Genomic DNA, 21,402 nt, shown 5'->3' with positions numbered 1-21,402 from the left:
TAAAGAGGATATCATTCCGTTCCCATCATTGGTCGAGGTAACAGATGATCGTTATAGATATCGATCTCAAAATAATCCAATACCCGAATCATCCGATCAACATCCGTATGATCAAAATATCTTTTCCACTTCGAAAGCTGGGTATCTAACCCTTTATGAAAAGTAGCCTTTTGGGTTGTAGAACTTGCATCACGCAGGTCCTCAAATAATTCTTCTGGAAGCGACATTCCCCATAAATCAAAAATACACTGTAACTCCCTCTCAGGATGTAACAACAAACTTTCATAAAAGATTGTCGTCCAATCTTTATTATGACGATCATGGTCAAAAACTATCTTATTATTAATACACCAGGTTGCCACCATCTCTTCGCCCTTAGTCTTCAATGTTGATAAGAAAGATTCATGACGTTTAAAAATATGGTTATAAGGCACATCAGGTATTTCATAGTTTTTAAACTCATAATCCCAGCTTCCCTCTTTCATCTGTGAAGCTGCTATGGCAAAGGGATGTCTGAGCAAATATACTGGTGCTAACTCAAAGTCGAACTTATTCGTGAGCCAAGGTATCAAGCCATTAGCTCGTACAAATTTTACAATCATTCGGTCTGCAGTGACAAATCGTAAAGGAAAATCTCTCGAAGTAAGCCAAAAGTTCAGATACTCTCCCCTGAACAGTTCCTCAAATGTTTCTTCTGCAGCCTCCCATTTTTCATGTTCGGGGATATACTGCCGCCATCCGAACCCAAGCTCCTGGAACGGCTCCACATTCCGTATATGCAACGGTTCCCACAAGTTCGCAGTACCCGGCAGATTGCTGATCAACTCCATCAACCATGTACTTCCACTTCGAGGATAACCAAAAATGAGAATATTTTTCTCTGGCTTAAATTCCCGGACCGGATCGGATAACCGACATATTAAATCCAGTGTTGCTGTTTTAAGGGAGTACAGTTTCTGCCTGTTTTCTTCTTCCATTTTATTGTCTTACCAGACCCATTGTAATTCGCTTCACCTCTTTCCAATAACGAAACACAGGCACGCAACTTATAAATTCATTTATCGATTCCGGTTTGCCCTGTGCCCTCCTGATTTTATACAACTGATACTTCCGCTGTGCCTGGTTAAACTTTTGTTTGTGTTTCTGATAAAACTGAAAGTACCCTTTAAAGGATGACCGACTTGTAATTCGATTCTCTTCGTGATCCATATATATGGTCTGTAAAGACTTTTGAACATTTCTAATGGGACCAAATTTTTGGCACAGCCGAATCCAAAGATCATAATCCTGTGCCGCCTCAAGCTGTGGATCAAATCCTCCGACAGACATCATCCGGTCGCGGCGCACCAGCACTTGATTCCCCACCTGGTTTGTATAAAGGAGTGTATCCAAATCAATATGTTTTTTCTTTTTCCATCGCGCCTGACCGTCTTTATACACCATCACCGTATCCGAAGTAACAGCAGCATAATTATCATTATAAGCCGCCACCAATTCTTTTATGCGATCTCTGTGCCACTTGTCGTCATCGTCGAGGCCTGCAACAAATTCTCCCGAAGCAGTCTCAATCCCCTTATTACGAGCCTTACAAGCACCTACCGATTTTTTCAATCGAATATAATTTAACGTCACATCTTGCTGATATCGTCTCACAACCTCCTCAGTGCCATCCGTAGAACCGTCATCAACAACAATAATCTCTATATTTTCATAGGATTGTACAATCACCGAATCCAACGCACGGGGTAGTAAGTCGGCTCGATTGTGGGTCGTAATAATTGCCGAGACAAGTGGTTTGGAGTCCGTTTTTACCATTAAAAATTAGGATCAACAATTCGCATTCTTCTGCTAAAAACATATATTTTCAGCCGATTAACAAATAACATTTACCGTAATCACTATGGAACCGGCAGTTACATTTATTATCTGCTCCTATAATCGGGCTCATTATCTTGATGATACTCTGCAGTCTCTGCTGCAAAATCTATCTGACCCTGATTTTGAGCTACTGGTGATCGATAACAATTCAGAGGACGAAACCCCTGAGATCGTAAAAAAATATCAACACTCGATCAATAAAGACGGCAAACCCGTCCGTTATATCAAAGAAACTGCGCAGGGGCTTTCTCATGCTCGGAACCGTGGTATCAAAGAAGCTAAAGCTCCCAATATCGTTTTTTTGGACGATGATATCCGCGCCTCAGAATCACTCATTCCGGCCTGGATTTCTTTTTTTGAGAATCATCCCAACGCTATTGCTGCAGGAGGAAAAATTCACGTGCAATTCGATGCTCCACGCCCCTCATGGATGTCTCATTTTTTACTTCCTCTTTTGGGCCATCACGACCTGGGTTCATCACCTAAAAAGTATCCAAAAACCAAATATCCTTTTGGCGGAAATATGGGATTTAAAAAATCGATTTTTGAAGACATCGAACCTTTTAATCCAAACTTGGGACGCAAAGGCGAGTCCCTGAATGCGGGTGAAGAAAAGGAACTCTTTCGGCGTATTCGTGAGAGGAACAACGATATTTTTTATATACCGGATGCATTTTTGTATCACCGTGTAGGCCCAAATCGGCTGACGAAAGGATACATCAAAAATCAGGCCTTGGGACTGGGACAAAGTATGCGGCTTCGACTAAGAGAAGCCCCTGCCCTGCAAAAAAGCCTAAACTGGCTGTCGGAAACCGCTAAATTTTTTGGCTCATTTCCCTTGGCGTTGGGCTACCTTTTAATCTTTCAACCATCTAAAGCTGCCATGCTATTTCAGTTTCGAAAATGGGTCTGGGAAGGGTATTTAAAAAACTAATTTGGAAGCTCAACAATCTTTCTTAACTCAGGGTGCAATTCCTCAATATTCACTAAATGTCTTATTTTTGGCCAAACTTTCTTTTTAGCTTTTGTATTTCGTTTCTGTAGTGCATCATGACTTCTATTTGTATTGTGAATACCTTTACCTTTTTTATTTGATTGATACAGATAATTTAAAATACTATTCGAATCATCGATTTGAACAAAGGTACAAAGGTTATTTATCTCGCACTCCGGATACTGAATAAAAGCAGTATGTTCTAAAGTCATATATTCAATATTATAATCCTCAAGACCTTTGAAAAGACTGTTATAACTATCTCTCCAATATTTATAAATAATTTCAGCATTTATCTGTCCGTAATGCTTTAAAAGCACTTGTTTTAATTCAGCTAAGTTCCCCTGCTCTATATGATTTAAGATAGATTCAATATTGGCAAAAATATCTCGAACGATAACTAATACACGGGCAGAATTATCGATATGGCGAATGATTGCCGGATTAAAATTCAAGCGGAGTTCTTTAATTACCTCAATTTTTAATTCTTTGTTCTTTTTGACAAAAGGCTGAGTTTTGCGATGAAAATTTATTTCCGAAAAATCCCGTGCAGCTTCGGTTGCCAATTGTTTGCGCACTAACCAATTTGAAAGCCACAAATCAAACTGCCAAGCCAGTGCATTTGAGGATACATTGGTTAACATCCAATTTTTGTGGCGCTTAAGAATTTCGAACTCAGAGTTAAAATAGTCGGCTTTTTGTTTAACATCTTCTATCTGCTCAAAACGATCCGGCCATTCTTTGAATCGTGCGGTAATTGCAGACATTGGTTCAACATAAACACAAGTGTCTGGATGTGCCTCCAGAAGATTTGATACCCAAGTTGTTGCCGAACGTTCTATACCGAGTATAAAAACCATTAGATCAATTCTTCATACAACTGTTTGAATTTTGCTGCTTCACCCTTTACGTCGAATGCTTGCTCAACACGATTACGCCCCCGTTTACTTATGTCCATGATTTCTTCTTCGGATGCATTTAATAAATTTATCATCTTCGATATGATCTGCTCCACATCTCCCTCTTCAGCCAGAAACTGATGATTTTCTGCCGGAATTATTTCTGGAATTCCCGAGTGAAACGTGCTCAAACATGGCAAACCCGCAGCTTGCGCTTCGACTAACACCGTAGGCGTACCCTCTTTGTCACCACTGGCTGCAGTCTTACTATTCAGCACAAAAGCATCCGCATTTTGTAGATGTTTTACTACCTTGGAATGTGGAAGTCGCCCCAACAACCAGACGTGATCCTGCAAATCATTCGCTTGAATAAATTCTTCTAACTCTGGACGCAAATCTCCATCTCCAACAATATTAAGCTGTAATGTACGGTTGCACTGTTCTAAAACAGTTTTAAAAGCTTTCAGGGTGTCCAGATGACCTTTTTTCTCCGATAGACGACCAATACTCAAAAAGTTTGTGATCGGATATGAAGGCGTGCGGTAGGTGATATTATCAACTCGGGTTCCTAAATGAACAACCTTAACTTGGTCATCGGTAAAACCGACTTCGAGAGCTCGATCTTTCATTTCTTCCGACAAAACCGTTACATAAGATACCACCTCAGCAAGATCCTGATAAGCTCTCTGCCAATAATCCTGGCGAACAATTTCAGAAATATCATATCCATAAAAAGTAACAATGAGAGGAATATTCATCTCTTTTGCCACGGGAGCCAACAGTACCCCCATTGGTCCAAAATGGGCGTGCAGAACATCAGGTTTTTTAACCCCTAATATTTTTTTAAGCTTTTGCTGGTAAAGCGGCCAAGCCGAAGTCTCGGTACTTTTTCCTAATAGCGTATCTCGTGCGATCCGCCAAATTCGTCCCACATCCCACCACGGTAATGATACCCTCGTTACCGGTTCAAAGGGCCGATCCTGCTTATTTAAGCGATTAAAAGTGAGCACTTCAACATCCACCTGCTGATCTTGAAGACTTGTCACATAATCATAAATAAAAGTCTCAGAAAGTTTCGAAAACGAATGGACAAAGTGAATGGAATGCATCTATAACATTTAAATTCAAATTTTATAACCCTTAAAACTAAAGCTTTTGCATTGTTATAATGAAATTATTTTGACCGAGAATATTATTAACTTCCCACTCTTTTAAAAATAAAAGCATAAGCGTCTTGGGAATTATCGTCAGCCAAAGTGTTCGCAATACGATTCTTTCGTATTTGGGGGTTGCGCTGGGATTTATTATCACCATTTGGATGTATCCCAATATACTGTCACCGGAACAGTATGGATTGACCCGTGTGCTACTTTCTTTGGCAATGGTTTCTACCCAGCTAGCTAACCTGGGCACACAAAATACCATCATTCGATATTTCCCTATCTTTCGGGACAAAGAGAACAAACACCACGGTTCTCTTTTCCTGGCACTTAGCGTCCCCTTTTTCGGTTTACTATTTCTAACAATTATTCTCTATGCTTTTCGACCAGAAATCACCCAGTACTTCATTGAACGATCTGCTTTACTTATTGACTATTACTGGCTAATTCTACCCCTGGCCTTCTTCATATTATTTTTTCACGTCCTTTCTGCTTACGTACGTGCCCTATACGATACAGTGATGTCATCATTTTTGATAAATGTTGCAATACGTTTTCTGGCAGCCTTCATTCTTATACTGTACTTTTTTAAGTGGATTACTTTCAATCAGTTTATGATTGCCTTCGTATCAACTTATGGCGTTATCATGCTGTGGTTCCTATCCTACACACTTCGTAAGTTTGAAGTGAACCTAAAACCGGATTTCCAATTTCTCCGAAAGTCGCTACTTAAGAACATGGGGAACTACAGCCTGTTTGCTTTCTTCGGTGGTGTCGCTTCTATCCTCGTCAATAACATTGACATTATCATGTTGAGCTCATTGGCCGGCCTCAGTGACACCGGGATCTACGCCATCGCTTTCTATATCGGATCGGCCATCACCATTCCAAGAAAATCTATTTTTCAGATTTCATCGCCCGTAATTTCCGATGCATTCAAAACCAAAGACTTCAATTTAATTGAAAAGGTTTACCGAGGATCTTCTCTAAATTTAATTATTGCCGGGGGGCTTGTATTCTGCGGCGTTATAGCTAATATCGATAATTTAATGAATCTACTGCCTCCCGAATATACCGGTGGGGCATTAGTCATTATTCTGATTGCAACTGCCAATGTTTTTGATATGGCGTGTGGTGTTAACGGGGCTATTATCCTAAATTCAAAATATTACCGCTTTGACCTTTATTCTACGCTCATCCTGATCGTTGTTACCGTAATTCTTAATTACCTACTAATTCCCATTTATGGAATTCTGGGAGCTGCCATAGGAACCGGAACAGCTGTAATTTCATATAATATTCTGAAATTAGTATACGTATGGATTCGTTTTTCTATGCAACCATTCAAATGGTCTATGCTCCCTGTTTTGCTTATCGGGTCTGCCGTCTTGCTCATCATTTCCCAAGTTCCAACCATTTTTAATACGTACGTTGACATCTTAATAAGATCATTAATAATATGTGGATTATACCTGATTCCGATTATCAGCCTAAAAATTTCTGAACAATTTAATCAGCTTGTTTTTGATTTACTTCGCAATGTTACAAACGTTTTAAAGCCATAATCTTTTCGTGACAATATTATGAGAGCAATACACATCCAAAATCCCGGTAAAAACTCTTCTTTGTTTATTGATGAAGCACCTACCCCAGAACCGAAAGCGAACGAGATTCTCATAAAGATAGAAGCTACGGCCCTCAACCGCGCCGACCTGCTACAGCGAACGGGAAACTATCCTCCGCCCGAGGGTGCAAGTGAAATTTTGGGGCTCGAGATGGCCGGCGTTGTAGAAGAAACGGGAACCAAAATTACCAAGTGGGAAACCGGAGATTGTGTATTTGGCTTACTGGCTGGCGGTGGATATGCTGAATACTGCACAATCCATGAAGATATGGCGATGGGGATTCCGGAGAACCTTTCCTTTAAAGAAGCGGCCGCTATCCCGGAAACCTTTTTAACGGCTTTCCAGGCATTGGATTGGTTGGCAGAACTTGAGGAGGAAGAAACCGTGCTCATTCATGCTGCAGGCAGTGGCGTAGGCACTTCTGCTATTCAGCTGGCTCATTATTTATATGGTGCACAAATTATTGCTACGGCCGGAAAACAGCACAAGTTGGATACAGCTAAAGAACTGGGGGCTGACTTTGCTTACAACTACAAAGAGCAAAATTATGCCCAGAAAATTATCGGAACGACCGGCCCGGATTCAGTAGATGTGGTGCTCGATTTTATCGGCAGGCCCTACTGGCACAAAAATATGGAGGTGCTGGCCATTGATGGACGTGTAGTCTATCTGTCGTTTTTGGGAGGACACAAAGTAGAAGAAATCAGCCTTGTTCCCATCCTTCGGAAACGATTGTCTATAAAGGGATCAACGCTGCGTAACCGATCCCAACAGTATAAAATTGACCTTAGTAAAGATTTTTCTTCAAAAACGCTTTCTCTTTTTGAAGGTGGGCAACTAAAACCGGTTATCGACTCTGTGTTTGATTGGGAGGATGCTGAACAGGCCCACCAACGCATGAAAAACAATAAAAACACCGGCAAAATTGTGTTGACGGGGATGTAAGCCGCGGATTTACGCAGATTACCACGGATACAAAATTAATTATTCCTTTTTCGCTCGAAGACAAGACGCTTAAATTCCGGCTCATCACCAAAGTTCATCATTAGCCCAATATTAATATCTGTTGCCTTCAAATAGTTTAGAATCTGAGCATCATGTTGAGGCAATAATGAAGACACGGATTTTAATTCTATTAAGATTTTATTCTCTATAATAAGATCAGCCACGTACTTTCCAACTTCATGACCTTTAAAATAAACTGATATTGGAACTTGTTGCTCTACATCAAGTCCAGATTCATTCAGAAGTATATAAAATGAATTTTCATATACCAATTCCAGAAAACCAGTCCCAAGTTCATTATAAACGTCATAAAAACTTCTGATTATTTTCCTGCTCAATTTCCGATGTTTTAACATGTTTTCAAGAATCCGTTTTATATCCGTGAAAATCCGCGGCTATTAGTAAGATCAAAAATTGGAGCTATCCTTACGAAATTGAGTGAGAATTTCTATTACCAGACCGTTATCTTTGAGCCGAATAATTTTTACAACTGATCTAAAAGAATTCATGGCGCAACCGACCTTTAGCACGCATGTGGGGATGGTGGACATCCTGCCCGACGAAGTAGGAAAATGGCAAGCACTGGAACGCATCATCCATGAGGAGGCCAAAAAGTTTAACTTTGAGGAGATCCGTACGCCCATCATGGAGCAGACGGAACTGATCGCTCGTGGTGTAGGTCAGCTGACTGATATCGTCACCAAAGAGATGTTCGCCTTTGAACGCGGAGAGGATCAATATGTCTTGCGCCCTGAATGTACTGCACCCGTGGCCCGCGCCTTTGTAGAACATCACCTTGAGCAGCGCGGCGGTACGCAAAACTTATATTATATTGGGCCGATGTTCCGCGCCGAGAAACCGCAAAAAGGTCGCCAGCGCCAGTTCCACCAGTTCGGTGCCGAAATTATTGGCGCTGATGATCCCGCTGCTGACGTTGATATCATTGCACTAATGATGTCGATTTACGATCGCGTTGGCATCAGCAATACGACATTAAAAATCAATTCGGTTGGTGACCCCGAAAGTCGAAAGGCTTACACCAAAGCACTCAAGGATTATTTTCGTCCCCATCTTGAAGAGATGAGTGATATTTCCAAGGAACGCTTTGAAAAAAATCCCCTTCGGATTCTGGATTCCAAAGAAGAAGAGGATCAAACGTTTATAGAAGATGCTCCCATAATTACGGACTTTTTAACGGAAGAGACCGCGCAGCACTACGCCCAAGTCAAAGAGTTACTGGATGAACTGGACATCTCCTTTGAAGAGGACCCACACATGGTCCGCGGACTCGATTACTATACACGCACTGCCTTTGAGCTTATCAGTCCCGATTTAGGAGCGCAGGACGCACTCGGCGGCGGCGGACGCTACGATCTGCTAATTGAGGAGATTGGCGGCCAACATACCCCTGCTGTAGGATTTGCTGCCGGCATGGAGCGCCTGTTCATCGCTTGTGAAGAGCTCGGTATTGATCTTGTCGAAGAAGAGATGTTGGATGTCTATATCGTTACGCTTGGCGATGAAGCCCGTAAATGGGGCATCAACCACCTTCCGAAACTGCGCAGCGCCGGACTTTCGGCCTCCATGGATTATATCGGTCGTTCTATTAAAGCACAGATGAAAGACGCCGACCGCGAAAATGCACGTCATGTTATTATTGTGGGCGGCAATGAGCTCGCTGAGGGTAAGTTTACGCTCCGCAATATGAAAGAAAGCGAAGAAGAATCGTATACTTTTGAAGAGATTCTAAACAAGCTCACTAACTAAGGCCAAACGCATCTATGAAAAATATAAAATATTATCTCATAGGTGCTCTGTTTCTCGTGATAGCTGTTATCGGCTATCACTTCTTAGCAGCTTCACAAGCGGAGCAGCAAATAGATGAGGCTATCCAGGAACAGACTGAAAAAGCAACCACGATTTCTGTTCAGTATTCCAATATAGAGGTAGCCCCTTTCTCGGCAGATATCACGATTAGTGACCTTAATATAATTTTAGGAAATCATATCGAACGTGCACGGCAACTCAAAGTCGACCTCAATTACCTCGACTTTTTAAACATCTATTTTGGTGGTATTGAATATGGGTTGAGCCATGTGGATAATACCAACGTTTCGGTGGTATCACCTTCTTATACCAACAAAGCAAAGCTGCAAGAAATAAAATCGGATTCGCTTACGGTTTCGTTTCAAGGGAATGCCCTTGATGGGATTACAAGTGCTGTAAACGGAATACCTTTCCAGGCTGATCACGCTATTGAAATTAAAAGTAGTAGTGTAACTTTTTCGATTCCTCAAACCTTAATTTCAAAAGTTAAGGCACAAAAGCTGAATTATTCAGGGACCATTTCTAAAGGACAAACAAACTTCTGGAAAGAAGGGGCGCATAGCATACGGCTGGATTCGCTCATCTGGACACCCCCTGAGCCCTTCCAAAACAAGTACAGTTTCTTCATTAAAGGCTTTGGCTATCAATCTGATGCTATCCCTTTTCAACATGCAGAGCTTCGGTCCAAGCCGGCTTCTCAAGCCGTGGATACCTTAGCGATCGAATCTACTCTTAAATCAGAATTAGCCCTATTTACCAGCGGGGGACACATCATTCTTAACAAACCGCTGCAAGATTCTGAATTTAGGAACATGAAGGTTTCTCTCTCCGATTTTTCGGAAACATTCGGTAATGTATTAACCAATATCGAAAAGCTGTTATCCATCACCCTACCGAAATCGCAAGAAGGAATTACCATTCAATTGCAAGGCTCTATTGATAATCCCAAAATTACTGAATAAGAGTTAGGTAAACTTCCGGTACTTTCGGGCATACCAGTCAGTTTAATTTACACCAGCATAAAATAAAAAAGGCGACCCGATAAAGGCCGCCTTTAAAAAACAAACTGATCTAAGAATTAAGAAGTTGCTTCACTTCCCTCTGGAACATCGTAAGGTTGTTGTGTATCTGCCCCATAATCCGGACGTCGGCTAAGGAAGTAATAACCCAACAGCCCACTGGCAAGTGAACCTATTAAAATTCCCACTTTTCCAAACTCAAGAACTTCAGATCCGGCCTCAAAGGATAGATTAGCAATAAATAGTGACATCGTAAATCCAATTCCTGCAAGTAGAGCAACGCCATATACCACCTTCCAGGTTTCTTTGTTATCAGCCAAATCCGTGAAGCCTAACTTGGTGAGAATCCAGGTAAACCCTAAAATACCGATTTGCTTACCTACAAATAATCCGATAGCGATACCCCACGTCAAGGTTGAAACAAAAGCATGGCCCATCACTTCGGGATCAAAAATAACCCCTGCATTGGCAAAAGCAAAGATCGGCATAATCAGAAAATAGACCGAGAAGTGCAGCTTGTGCTCCAGGCGGTGTAGGGGTGACTCGGCATGTTCTACCGTTTCTTCCATGTGATGCAGTGCCTGTTCTTTGGTAACTGGCATATCTTCGTCTTCTGCTTGTTTAAACAGATCAAATCCTTCCTGTGCGTATTCTTTCAAACGCTCGAGACTCCATCCGCGGCTGGCAGGCATTACAAATCCAAGCATAACACCCGCGATTGTTGCGTGAACGCCGGACTTAAGAACAGCCCACCACATAATAAATCCAATAATCATATACGGAGAAATTTTATTGACTCCGCGGTAATTAAACAGCATCAATACAAGCAAACAAAGGCCGCCAACGCCCAATGCTACCATGCTGATTGACTCGGTGTAGAAAAAGGCAATCACAAGAACAGCAATAAGATCATCCACGACCGCAATAGCGGTTACAAAAACCTTGGCCCAGACCGGAACCCGGGAACCCAGCAGTGCAACAATTCCAATAACAAATGCGATATCCGTCGCCATGGGAATGGCCCAGCCATCCATATAACCGGTACCTGCATTAAAACCCCAGAATATTAACGCAGGCAACGCAGCTCCGCCAACCGCAGCAACAGCCGGTAACAAAGCTGACTGAACAGTCGAAAGTTCTCCATATTTAAGCTCTCGTTTTATTTCTAACCCAACGAGCAGAAAAAATATGGCCATCAGCCCATCGTTAATCCAGTGGTGGACGGATTCATCAATCACAAGATCACCGACCCCAATCGATATGTGTAGTTCTAACAAGTGATGATACCACTCATAAAGCGGGCTATTTGCTACAATTAAGGCAAGTATTGTAGAATACAAAAGCATCATACCTGCCGCCGAGTCTTTTTGGAAAAAGCCCTTAATCTTCTTTACTAAACCGTTACTGTTATCTGTCACTTTCCTATTTTTTTACTTTAAAATTACGTGTTGAATATAACATTTTGCGCAATCTTAGATAATACGAATTTCATTATCCGTCATCAGATTTACGCCATTCTTTCACTTTTTCGATATCTTCGACCTCTCCTATGATCGACAACTCGTCCCCCTCTTCCAATAAAGTATGTCCGTGGGGTATTTTGATATCTCCGTTTCTTTTTAGAATAGTTACTAAACTCTCCCCCGGGAGATCAATTTCCATTATCTCTTTGCCAATAAGCGTCTTGGTTTTATTATCTTCGCTAAGAGTAATATTGATAAAACGTTCATCTCGCAGGAGTATCTCTCGCAGCTCTGATTCATTTTCAGCGCTTTTCCATCGTTCAATAAAGTGTCTACTGTCAATCATCTCAGCCAAGTGGGCTATTAATCGCAGATGCTGACTGGAATTTTCGGATGAACTCACCAAAAAGATCATTGCACACAAGTTTTCAACCTCTCCTGTTTCATCCTCATCGAGAACCTCAAATCCCTCAGTAGAAACAGTAATACTTTCCGGAATACGCACCAGTACCATCTGCGGATCGCAGTCTTCTTCAACCCGGATATGATTAATAACGGTGCTATTGCCAAGAGGTATTGTTCCCATATCCTGAGCCCTGCAAAAACTATTAACAAGAAACTCCTGATCCATATCTAAACGATCAGCAAAAATATCAGAAGCCTGTTTTATAATCGTTTTATAACTCAGGTTTTTGTTTGGTTCATCAATAACCGCAGCACCAGCCACAACATGTTCGTAAGGATCTTCTTCACGCAGTCCTTTCTCTCGAAGGATACCACGCATTTCTCGCTCCAATCCCTGATCTTTGCGCTTGCCGAGACGAGCCGTTACATGAAAAATAGCACCCTCTCGATCAATTTTGCCATACGCATAATAGTAAAACCAACCAATACTAAAAATACTTACCACAAGCGTGAAGAGAATAGAGAGAAGTCCCATTTCCAGTATTAGAACAGCCGAAAGGATCATTCCAACTATCTGTAGCCAAGGATAAAGTGGAGAATTGAAACCGGGATCATACTCCTCAATTTTGCTTTCACGCATTACAATTACTGCCAGATTCAATAAGCCAAACAGTAGCAGCTGAAATGCACTGGCCAGTTTTGCTACCTGGGCCACATCAAAAGCCACAAGAAAGAAAATCATTAGAAATACTGTGGCAATAATAGCAATAACGGGTGTGCCCAAGGAACCAATTTTTGAAAATCGATTATCAATAAGCTTGTCACGGGCCATTGCCAACGGATAGCGCGAAGCTGACATAATACCCGCATTACCGGTAGAAGCAAAAGCCGCTACCGCCGCTATTACCACCAATAAAATACCTGTTTCACCCGGCAACCAGCTCATAAAGGCTTCGCCGGCCGTGGCAACGGGAGTAAGATCTTCTCGGAATTCAGCGGGATCTAATACCGAAACCATGATAAACACACCGGCAACGTACACAAATATGGCCGACATAATTGAGAGAAACATGCCCCACGGAATATTTTTATCGGGATTTCTAACTTCTTCGGCCACACTGGCAACTTTTGTAAGTCCGGCATAGGAAACAAAAACCATCCCTACGGTAGCCCAAAACCCGGTAGCGCCATCAATAAAAAGTGGAGTAAACTGTTTACGTGTAACCTCAAAAAAGTCGGCCGAAAAAACGGCAAACAATCCCTGAGCAATATAAAAAGTCATAATGCTTATCAGGGCAGCAACCAATACTTTTTGCAGAGCCGTAGTCTCTTTGGCTCCTACAATATTTAGGACTCCGAAAACAAGCGTCAAGACGATAGCAACCGGCACAATGGGCAGCTCAATAAAAATTGAGATGTAAGCGCCCATACCAATTAAAGCGAACGCACTTTTTAACACCAAGGCCAGCCAGGAACCATAACCTCCAACCGTCCCCATCACCGGTCCAAGACTTCGATCAATAATATAGTAGGTCCCCCCGGCTTTAGGCATGGCAGTGGCTAACTCTGCCACGCTAAACATAGTCGGTAATACAAGAAGACCTGAAACAAAATAGGCAATAAATACCGACGGACCTGTTATGGCTGCAGCAATACCCGGCAACAGAAAAAATCCGGAACTAAACATTGCTCCCGTAGCAATTGCATATACATCCCACAATCCAAGTTGCTTTTCCAGTTTTTCGTGCTGCATGGTCTTTTTGGTTAAATCGTTTATGAAATTTTAATTCAGAGTTTAAGAAAATAAGTCATTTTCTTAAAAAAACTTCTTATCTATTTTGTTGATAGAGTACTAATAAAGTTAACAGGACATCTTCTTTTGTTATCTGCTCACAGGTATCGACGCCAACTATTTACCTTTGAGTTCTTTTATCTGCTTAATATCCTCAATCTGCCCAATGATCGACAATTTATCTCCCTCTCGAATTTCTGTATTGCCATGGGGTATATTAACACTTTCCCCTCTTTTTAATATAGCTACAAGACTTTCTCCCGGCAGGTCGATCTCATGTACTTTTTTGCCAATCAGTTTGGCCGTTTTATCATCAGAGCGAACAAAAATATTGATAAACCGTTCGTTCCGGAGCAATACTTCCCGAAGTTCTGCCTCATCCTTTGCCGAAATCCAACGTTCAAAGAAATTCTCGTGATCAATCATTTCAGCCATGTGGGCTAAAAATCGCAGGTGCTGTGTAGCATCTTTTTCTGAACTGACTAAAAAGAACAAGGCATAAAACTTGTGTTTCTCCTGATCTTCCGTATCGTCCTCAAAGCAGGTATCGCGCGTAACCAATCCATTTTTGATTCGCACAATAAACAACTCCGGCTCTGCCTCAACCGGTATTCGCGTATGATTTAAAGCCGCCCCTTTACCGATCGAAAGTGCTCCGAAATCATCCTCTTTATTAAAGGCTTTGATTAGCTCCTCCTTATCCATACTCACTTTGGTTGCCAGTGTGGTGCAGGCTTTTTTTACGATATCTTCGTAGGTGGTCTGCTTGTCAGTTACATCCAATATTGTAGCCTTACTTACAACCAGCTCGTATGGGTCTTCGTCGCGTAACCCTTTCTCTTGCAAAATATGGCGCATTTCATGTTCAAGGCCGCGATCTTTGTATTGTGCCAATCGCTCACTTACATGAAATATAGCCCCTTGGCGATCAATTTTTCCATAGGCATAATAGTAATACCAAGCTACCGACATTATGGTGATCGCGACGGTAAATAGAATAGATAAAATACCCATCTCAAGTATCAATAGTCCCGAGGTTAACATCCCCAGCATTTGCACCCAGGGATAAAACGGTGAGGTATAACCGGGATCATACTCTTCAATTTGGCTTTCACGCATCACAATAACCGCCAAATTCAGGAGGCCAAATAGCAATAGTTTAAATGCACTGGCCAACTTGGCCACTTCCTTCACATTAAAAACCAGCAGTAAAAACACCATCATACCCGTGGTTGCAACAATAGAATAAACCGGAGTATCAAACTTCCCTAACTTCGAAAAGTTGGAGTGAACTAATTTATCACGGGCCATGGCTAAGGGAAATCGGGAGGCTGACATAATACCGGCGTTACCTGTTGATGCAAAGGCAGCAATCGCAGCTATTACCACTAAAATGAGACCTGTATCACCCGGCAACCAATTCAAAAACACGTTACCGGCAGTAGCAACAGGGGTTAAATCTTTATAAAACGCTTCGGGTTCCAAAACGGATGTCATCAAAATAACGCCCGCAACATATACCACAATGGCGGTTAATATCGACAGAAACATGCCGCGCGGTATATTTTTATCCGGATCTTCAACCTCTTCCGCGACGCTCACAACCTTTGTGAGTCCGGCATAGGAAACAAATACCATTCCGACAGTAGCAAAGAAACCCTGCATCCCATCCTTAAAAAAGGGGGTAAACTTCTCTCGGTGGATATCCAGCATATCTAATGAAAAGAGGTAAGAAAAGCCTTGCACCAGGTAAAAAGCCATAACCGAAAGCAACGTGATAACCAGGATATTCTGAAGTCTGCTTGTCTCTTTTGCTCCAAAAATATTTAGTGCGCCAAATGCAAGAGTCAGCATAACGGCAACCGGTGTTATGGGTACTTCAAAAAAGATTGAGATATATGCTCCCATTCCGATAAGGGCAAAAGCACTTTTAAAAACAAGGGACAACCACGAACCAAATCCACCGATGCTGCCCATTAAGGGCCCCAACGTCCGATCGATGATATAATAAGTGCCACCCGCCCGTGGAAAAGCTGTACCGAGTTCTGCTTTGCTCAACATAGTAGGAATGACCAAAATACCTGAAACCAGATAGGCCAGAAAAACTGAGGGACCCGTAACACTTGCAGCCAAGCCCGGTAATAAAAACAAACCGGAACTAAACATAGCTCCCGTTGCTATTGCGAATACATCAAATGCTCCAAGTGTTTTGTTAAGTTTTTTGGAATCTTTCAGTTCTGCCAAAATGAAATAATTGTGGTTTTAAAGCTATTCAGAATTGAAAAAACAGCTTATCAAAAAAAATTATTGTGAAATGTTATTCCCGTTCTCCAGATTTTTCTTGTTCATCATCCTCAAAAGCAATAACTCCCTGTTTCCCCATTCGAGCTATCATACGAATAATATATGCGACTACAACAAGACCGATAAACCCTTGTATCTTAACACTTAAGATCGGGTGTAGGTCAAAAAATACTATAATAGCATACTCTAATGCAGCTGAGGCTATAATAATTCCCAACAGCCAAGAAAATTCTATAATAAGTTTATTTTTTATTTGGCTGTCCATGAGTATTTGCTTGACAGTTACTATTGATTGAGACTCTAAAATACAAGGATTGTATTATTCCTAAAATTATTGGCCCGATTTTAACTATTTTTAATCCCATAGTAATATTTAAAGATTCTATACCCAATTTATTTTAACTGGTTCTGTCTTCAGTTGCTACTCAATAAGAAAGCTGTAATAATTTTGTTTCTAACCACTCATTTATAGATTTTCATCATTTGTGATAACAAAAAAAATATTTCCGGCGATTCATGGGTGAACATCTCTTAATTGGTATAACAAGTATTCTGCTGTTTGGCATTGGCGCACAATGGGTTGCCTGGCGCTTTAAACTACCAGCTATCTTACTTTTGTTGATTAGCGGGGTCCTTGCAGGTCCTGTTTTCGGACTTCTTAATCCGGACCATTTAATGGGCGACCTGCTCTCTCCGTTTATTTCAGTATCTGTTGCAATTATTCTTTTTGAAGGTGGATTAAGCCTTCGGTTTTCAGAACTTAAAGATATTGGCAGCACCGTTGGGAACCTCGTAAGTATAGGAGTTATCTTAACGTGGGGCATAACCGCTGTTTCGGCTTACTACCTTTTTACGTTCGACTGGGAACTTTCTATACTGCTTGGCGCCATTCTTGTCGTTACCGGTCCAACCGTTATTATTCCCTTACTTCGTCAGGTTCGCCCTTCCGGACAAGTAGGATCTATCCTAAAATGGGAAGGGATTGTTATTGATCCTATTGGGGCCATGCTTGCTGTTCTCGTCTTTGAAGTGATTTTAAGCACCAGTTTTTCTGCCGCTACCAGCGTTGCCATGATGAGTATCGTAAAAACCATCTTTTTTGGTACGCTCGTAGGATTGGGCGGTGCCGCATTGATATATTTTCTCCTCAAGCGCCATCTTCTTCCCGATTATCTGCAAAACCCGGTAAATCTTATGGTGGTAGTTACCGTATTTACGATATCTGATATGCTTCAACCCGAATCGGGACTCTGGGCCACTACCTTAATGGGTATCGCATTGGCAAACCAAAAGACAGCCCGTATACACCACATAACCGAATTCAAAGAAAATTTACGTGTGCTACTGTTGTCTGCTTTGTTTATTCTACTGGCAGCACGAGTAGAATTAAGCAGTTTAATCCATAATGTGAGCTGGAACTTCGCAGCTTTCCTTGCCATCCTAATTCTTATTGCTCGTCCCGTTGGAGTGTATATATCGACGTATTTTTCAGAAATTAATTGGCGAGAAAAACTTTTTCTTTGCTGGATGGCACCGCGCGGTGTTGTGGCAGCCTCTATTTCTTCCATTTTTGCGATTTCTTTAGCAGAAAATGGTTTTGAACATGCCAACGAGCTGGTGCCTATTGTTTTTCTCGTGATTATTGGCACAGTCACCATTTACGGTCTGCCGGCTGCATGGGTAGCTCGAAAATTAGGCGTTGCCAAACCTGTACCAAATGGTCTTTTAATTCTTGGAGCTCACAGATGGGCCTTGAAAATTGCAACAGCGGTCAAAAAAGAAGGCTTTAAAGTATTAATTGCTGATTCAAACTGGAAAAACATAAGTCGTGCCAAATCTAAGGGAATTGAAACATACCACGGTAATATCTTATCAGAATTTGCTTTGGAAGAATTGAATCTTGATGGCGTGGGACGCATGCTTTCATTGACGCCCAATGATGAAACAAACTCACTTGCCGCCCTTCGATTCGGAGAAATATTCGGTCGGTCGCACGTTTTTCAGCTGGCCCCCAACACCCAGGGACAGATGGAAAATAAAGATGTAACCCGTCACCTGAGTGGCCGAATCTTATTTCATGAACGCTTAAATTTTGAAAATTTATCCCGTTTCTTTTCAAAAAACACAGAAATCCAATCTATTACATTTGATGAGGAGCATCCTGTCGCTGAATTTAAACAGCAAATTGGAGAGCAATACATTCCTTTGTTTCTAATCACCTCAAATAACGAAATTTTTCCGTATACCGTGGATAATCCACCCTCACCTGCCAAAGGCGACCAAGCATTTTATATTCACCTGGATGATGAGATCCGCAAGCACATAAAGCAGGAAAGTAATTCTATAGACGCTACCATTTCGGAGCAGTAGAACTCAAAAAGTTTAAAATATACTAATCCATTTTTCCCATCCGTTTTAAAAATGGATAGCAGTTTTTGTAAAATTAATAGTACAATGCAGTAGAACTGCTTGTATGATATAATTGCAACAGCTGTTGCTCATAATTAAAACAACTACTCTATGAAAAATTTGTTGGCAATATTATCCCTATTTACAATTGCTCTAACACTTACTTTCTGTAGCAGCTCTCAGCAATCAACTTCTACAGAACCGTCTCGTCAACAGAAAACGGAATATTCTGAATACTATACTTCTGCATTCCCACATCGAGATATCAGTTCCAAGTTAAAAAATGCCCAACAGTCGGTTGTTCGTATCGTTTCTACCGGATTTTATAACAACTTTGAATTTAGTGGCAAAGCGATAACACTGGCCGACATCAAAACCAACAATCCAAAAGATATTGCTACCTCCCAAACCTCTGTAGAAGAGAGTACGGGCGGAACGGCCATTATTCTCGGTCGCAATAACCAAAACTCACTGCTGGTTACCTGTCATCACACGGTTTTTTTCCCTGATACCATGATCACCTATTACGAAGGGGCGGATATTCCTGAGGATACTTATATAGAATCTATCAGTATTAAGAGAAACCAAACAAACCTTGTATACACTTCTTCAGAGCTACAACCCTTCGAAGTTATAGCTACCAAATCCCGTTCAGATTTGGCGCTTTTAAATGTAGAATTCGAACAAGTTAGCAATCTGGACCTTTATCCCCTATCGATTAGAGCGGGTAACAGTGATTTTCTGCAATTGGGATCACTGATATACGTGTTAGGATTTCCCAAAAGTTATCCCATAGTCACCCGGGGATTAGCCAGTTCTTCAGAAAGCTGGAATGACCGCTTTTTTGTTACCGACGCCATTTTCAATCCGGGTATCAGCGGGGGATTGATTTTAGCCAGCAACGATAATTTTGAATCCTTCCAATGGGTGGGAATGGCAAGTTCATCTACCGTAAGCCGCGAAAACATCTTAGTACCCCGGCCCAATGAAGATACGTATTCAAGAATTACACGCCCCTACTCCGATTCTGTATATGTAGCACAAAAATCCCGCATTAATTATGGTATCACACAAGCCATCCCAATAAACCAAGTAAAAGAGTTTTTAAGAGAACAGCGATCACTTCTTGAACGCAAAGGATTTAACCAACTGTCTTCGCTACAGTAGACTAAAGTTTGGGGTGTGATATTAGTGATACCCAATTTATTACGTCCGTACACAAATTTATCAACATAAAACATCAGTTTGATGCGTATTCTTAAATTCGGCGGAACTTCAATGAGTGATGCCCAGACCTGGCAACAGGTTGTCAATATTATTAAACGTTATGAATCCCCTTTTGTGGTTGTTTCTGCTACATCTCGAACAACGCGCAAGCTCATTGAAGCGGCAAGAACGGCCCTTGATGATATCGATGAATCCTATAGTATTGCTTCAGAGATTAACCACCGACACAAAAAGATAATTCAAGATTTCTTTGATGGATCCCCGAACGACGCATCTGTCTTAGACAACTGTAACAACCGGATTGATGAACTTTCAGATGGGCTGGAAACCCAACTTAAGACCATCAACAGTGAGCAGGAGCTAACCGCCCAAAAGAAAGATGCAATAGCCTCTGTTGGGGAGCAGCTCTCATCTTATTTATTTGCCCAGTGTGCCTCAACTGTAGGACTTTCCACCCGCTGGGTCGATGCTGGCGATATCATCCGCACAGACTCAGATTTTGGGAAAGCTAATCCCAATGAGGACTATATAGCCAACCAATCTGCATCCCTGAAAAAGATAATTGATAATGGACAGGTTCCCATTATGGGCGGTTATTATGGGATAGATGACCACGGCCATACCACTACGTTGGGATTCGAGGGTTCTGATTATTCAGCAAGCTTAATCGGGGCAGCACTTAATGCTGAAGCCATTGAAATATGGACTGATGTGAGTGGCATTTTCACCTGTGATCCCCGTTTTGTACCGGATGCCAAACCCATATCTCAACTCAGTTTCCAAGAAGCAACAGAGCTCGCTTATTTTGGTGCCAAGGTACTACATCCCTCTACGACAAAACCGGCATCCCAAAAACAGATCCCGGTCTGGGTGAAAAATATTTTTGATCCTGACAAGTCCGGTACCCGCATTTCTTCCGAATCTACCCGTGTAGGACCGGTTAAAGCCATCACCTATAAAGAAAATTGTACCATAGTTACAGTAACATCATCCCAAACCGTGATGGGTTATGAATTCTTAGCAGGGGTTTTTGACATTCTCCGGTGGCACCACTTGGCGGTAGATGTGGTAACAACAACCGAGGCCTCAGTTTCTATCGGCATCGAAAATGGTGCTAACCTTGATGAAGTCATTGAACAACTTAAAGGGTATGGATCAGTAGACGTTTTAGACCAGCAGGGAATCATCAGCCTGGTAGGCTGTAGTAACGACAGATCTTTGGTTACTAATATTCTCACTCAAGTCAATAACGTACCACAAAATTTAATTTCATACAGTCGAGCAAAAGGGAACCTCAATCTTGTAGTCGATAAAGATCAGGTTCTTCCCGTAGTCAGGGATATCCACCAAAAACTGTTTGAGTAATTATTAAAGGTACTTCCAAATATCCGGGGC

The 21,402-nt window shown here is 41.6% G+C and carries 17 protein-coding genes; 8 read left to right on the top strand and 9 right to left on the bottom strand.

The genetic code is table 11. The features are described 5' to 3' along the window. Positions 1–11 precede the first annotated feature (11 nt). Both ACQ76V_RS10010 and ACQ76V_RS10005 read right to left on the bottom strand, forming a co-directional pair. Positions 12–977, bottom strand: a complete 966-nt coding sequence (locus ACQ76V_RS10010; RefSeq protein WP_441000358.1) for a sulfotransferase domain-containing protein — start codon at positions 975–977, stop codon at positions 12–14. A 1-nt stretch (position 978) separates the two neighbouring features. Continuing rightward, positions 979–1,815 (bottom strand): glycosyltransferase, encoded by an 837-nt coding sequence (locus tag ACQ76V_RS10005; RefSeq protein WP_441000357.1) that lies wholly within the window; start codon positions 1,813–1,815, stop codon positions 979–981. 85 nt (positions 1,816–1,900) lie between these two features. On the opposite strand from ACQ76V_RS10005, the gene ACQ76V_RS10000 reads away from it, so the two are divergent. Beyond that, positions 1,901–2,812, top strand: coding sequence for a glycosyltransferase (locus tag ACQ76V_RS10000; protein ID WP_441000356.1), 912 nt, complete (start codon positions 1,901–1,903; stop codon positions 2,810–2,812). Here ACQ76V_RS10000 and ACQ76V_RS09995 read toward each other — a convergent pair. Together ACQ76V_RS09995 and ACQ76V_RS09990 are read right to left on the bottom strand one after the other, a co-directional pair. Next, a complete protein-coding gene (locus ACQ76V_RS09995; RefSeq protein WP_441000355.1) occupies positions 2,809–3,732 on the bottom strand; it encodes a sulfotransferase in 924 nt (307 codons plus the stop codon). The genes ACQ76V_RS10000 and ACQ76V_RS09995 overlap by 4 nt on opposite strands. Continuing rightward, positions 3,732–4,880 carry a glycosyltransferase gene (locus ACQ76V_RS09990; RefSeq protein WP_441000354.1) on the bottom strand — a complete coding sequence of 383 codons (1,149 nt, stop codon included), beginning with the start codon at positions 4,878–4,880 and terminating at the stop codon, positions 3,732–3,734. The genes ACQ76V_RS09995 and ACQ76V_RS09990 overlap by 1 nt, the downstream gene beginning before the upstream one ends. Positions 4,881–5,005: 125 nt before the next feature. On the opposite strand from ACQ76V_RS09990, the gene ACQ76V_RS09985 reads away from it, so the two are divergent. After that, positions 5,006–6,496, top strand: coding sequence for a lipopolysaccharide biosynthesis protein (locus tag ACQ76V_RS09985; protein WP_441000353.1), 1,491 nt, complete (start codon positions 5,006–5,008; stop codon positions 6,494–6,496). Positions 6,497–6,514: 18 nt separating this feature from the next. After that, complete coding sequence (locus ACQ76V_RS09980; protein WP_441000352.1) at positions 6,515–7,501, top strand: NAD(P)H-quinone oxidoreductase; 987 nt, start codon at positions 6,515–6,517, stop codon at positions 7,499–7,501. A gap of 35 nt (positions 7,502–7,536) precedes the next feature. Here the strand turns inward: ACQ76V_RS09980 and ACQ76V_RS09975 are convergent, their stop codons facing one another. Then, entirely contained in the window at positions 7,537–7,899 is a 363-nt protein-coding gene (locus ACQ76V_RS09975) for a GxxExxY protein (RefSeq protein WP_441000351.1), read from the bottom strand. A gap of 169 nt (positions 7,900–8,068) precedes the next feature. On the opposite strand from ACQ76V_RS09975, the gene hisS reads away from it, so the two are divergent. Continuing rightward, entirely contained in the window at positions 8,069–9,328 is a 1,260-nt protein-coding gene (gene hisS / locus ACQ76V_RS09970; RefSeq protein WP_441000350.1) for a histidine--tRNA ligase, read from the top strand. Positions 9,329–9,342: 14 nt separating this feature from the next. After that, positions 9,343–10,350 (top strand): hypothetical protein, encoded by a 1,008-nt coding sequence (locus ACQ76V_RS09965; protein WP_441000349.1) that lies wholly within the window; start codon positions 9,343–9,345, stop codon positions 10,348–10,350. A 116-nt stretch (positions 10,351–10,466) separates the two neighbouring features. Here ACQ76V_RS09965 and nhaA read toward each other — a convergent pair whose 3' ends face one another. From nhaA to ACQ76V_RS09945, 4 genes are all read right to left on the bottom strand, one after another. Continuing rightward, on the bottom strand, positions 10,467–11,825 hold the full coding sequence (nhaA, locus tag ACQ76V_RS09960; RefSeq protein ID WP_441000348.1) for a Na+/H+ antiporter NhaA: 1,359 nt from the start codon (positions 11,823–11,825) through the stop codon (positions 10,467–10,469). A 73-nt stretch (positions 11,826–11,898) separates the two neighbouring features. Further along, on the bottom strand, positions 11,899–14,028 hold the full coding sequence (locus tag ACQ76V_RS09955) for an amino acid permease (protein ID WP_441000347.1): 2,130 nt from the start codon (positions 14,026–14,028) through the stop codon (positions 11,899–11,901). Positions 14,029–14,184: 156 nt separating this feature from the next. Further along, positions 14,185–16,311, bottom strand: a complete 2,127-nt coding sequence (locus ACQ76V_RS09950) for an amino acid permease (RefSeq protein WP_441000346.1) — start codon at positions 16,309–16,311, stop codon at positions 14,185–14,187. A 73-nt stretch (positions 16,312–16,384) separates the two neighbouring features. Then, entirely contained in the window at positions 16,385–16,636 is a 252-nt protein-coding gene (locus tag ACQ76V_RS09945) for a hypothetical protein (RefSeq protein ID WP_441000345.1), read from the bottom strand. 251 nt (positions 16,637–16,887) lie between these two features. On the opposite strand from ACQ76V_RS09945, the gene ACQ76V_RS09940 reads away from it, so the two are divergent. From ACQ76V_RS09940 to ACQ76V_RS09930, 3 genes are all read left to right on the top strand, one after another. Continuing rightward, positions 16,888–18,741, top strand: a complete 1,854-nt coding sequence (locus tag ACQ76V_RS09940; protein WP_441000344.1) for a cation:proton antiporter — start codon at positions 16,888–16,890, stop codon at positions 18,739–18,741. Positions 18,742–18,891: 150 nt separating this feature from the next. Further along, a complete protein-coding gene (locus tag ACQ76V_RS09935; RefSeq protein ID WP_441000343.1) occupies positions 18,892–19,947 on the top strand; it encodes a S1 family peptidase in 1,056 nt (351 codons plus the stop codon). Between the two features lie 81 nt (positions 19,948–20,028). Further along, positions 20,029–21,372 carry an aspartate kinase gene (locus tag ACQ76V_RS09930; RefSeq protein ID WP_441000342.1) on the top strand — a complete coding sequence of 448 codons (1,344 nt, stop codon included), beginning with the start codon at positions 20,029–20,031 and terminating at the stop codon, positions 21,370–21,372. Positions 21,373–21,402 lie beyond the last annotated feature (30 nt).

The sequence above is a fragment of the Fodinibius sp. SL11 genome (assembly GCF_052060035.1).
Taxonomy (GTDB): domain Bacteria; phylum Bacteroidota; class Rhodothermia; order Balneolales; family Balneolaceae; genus Fodinibius.
Note: the sequence above shows the minus strand (reverse complement) of the source record. Positions and strands in the feature narration are given on the sequence as shown.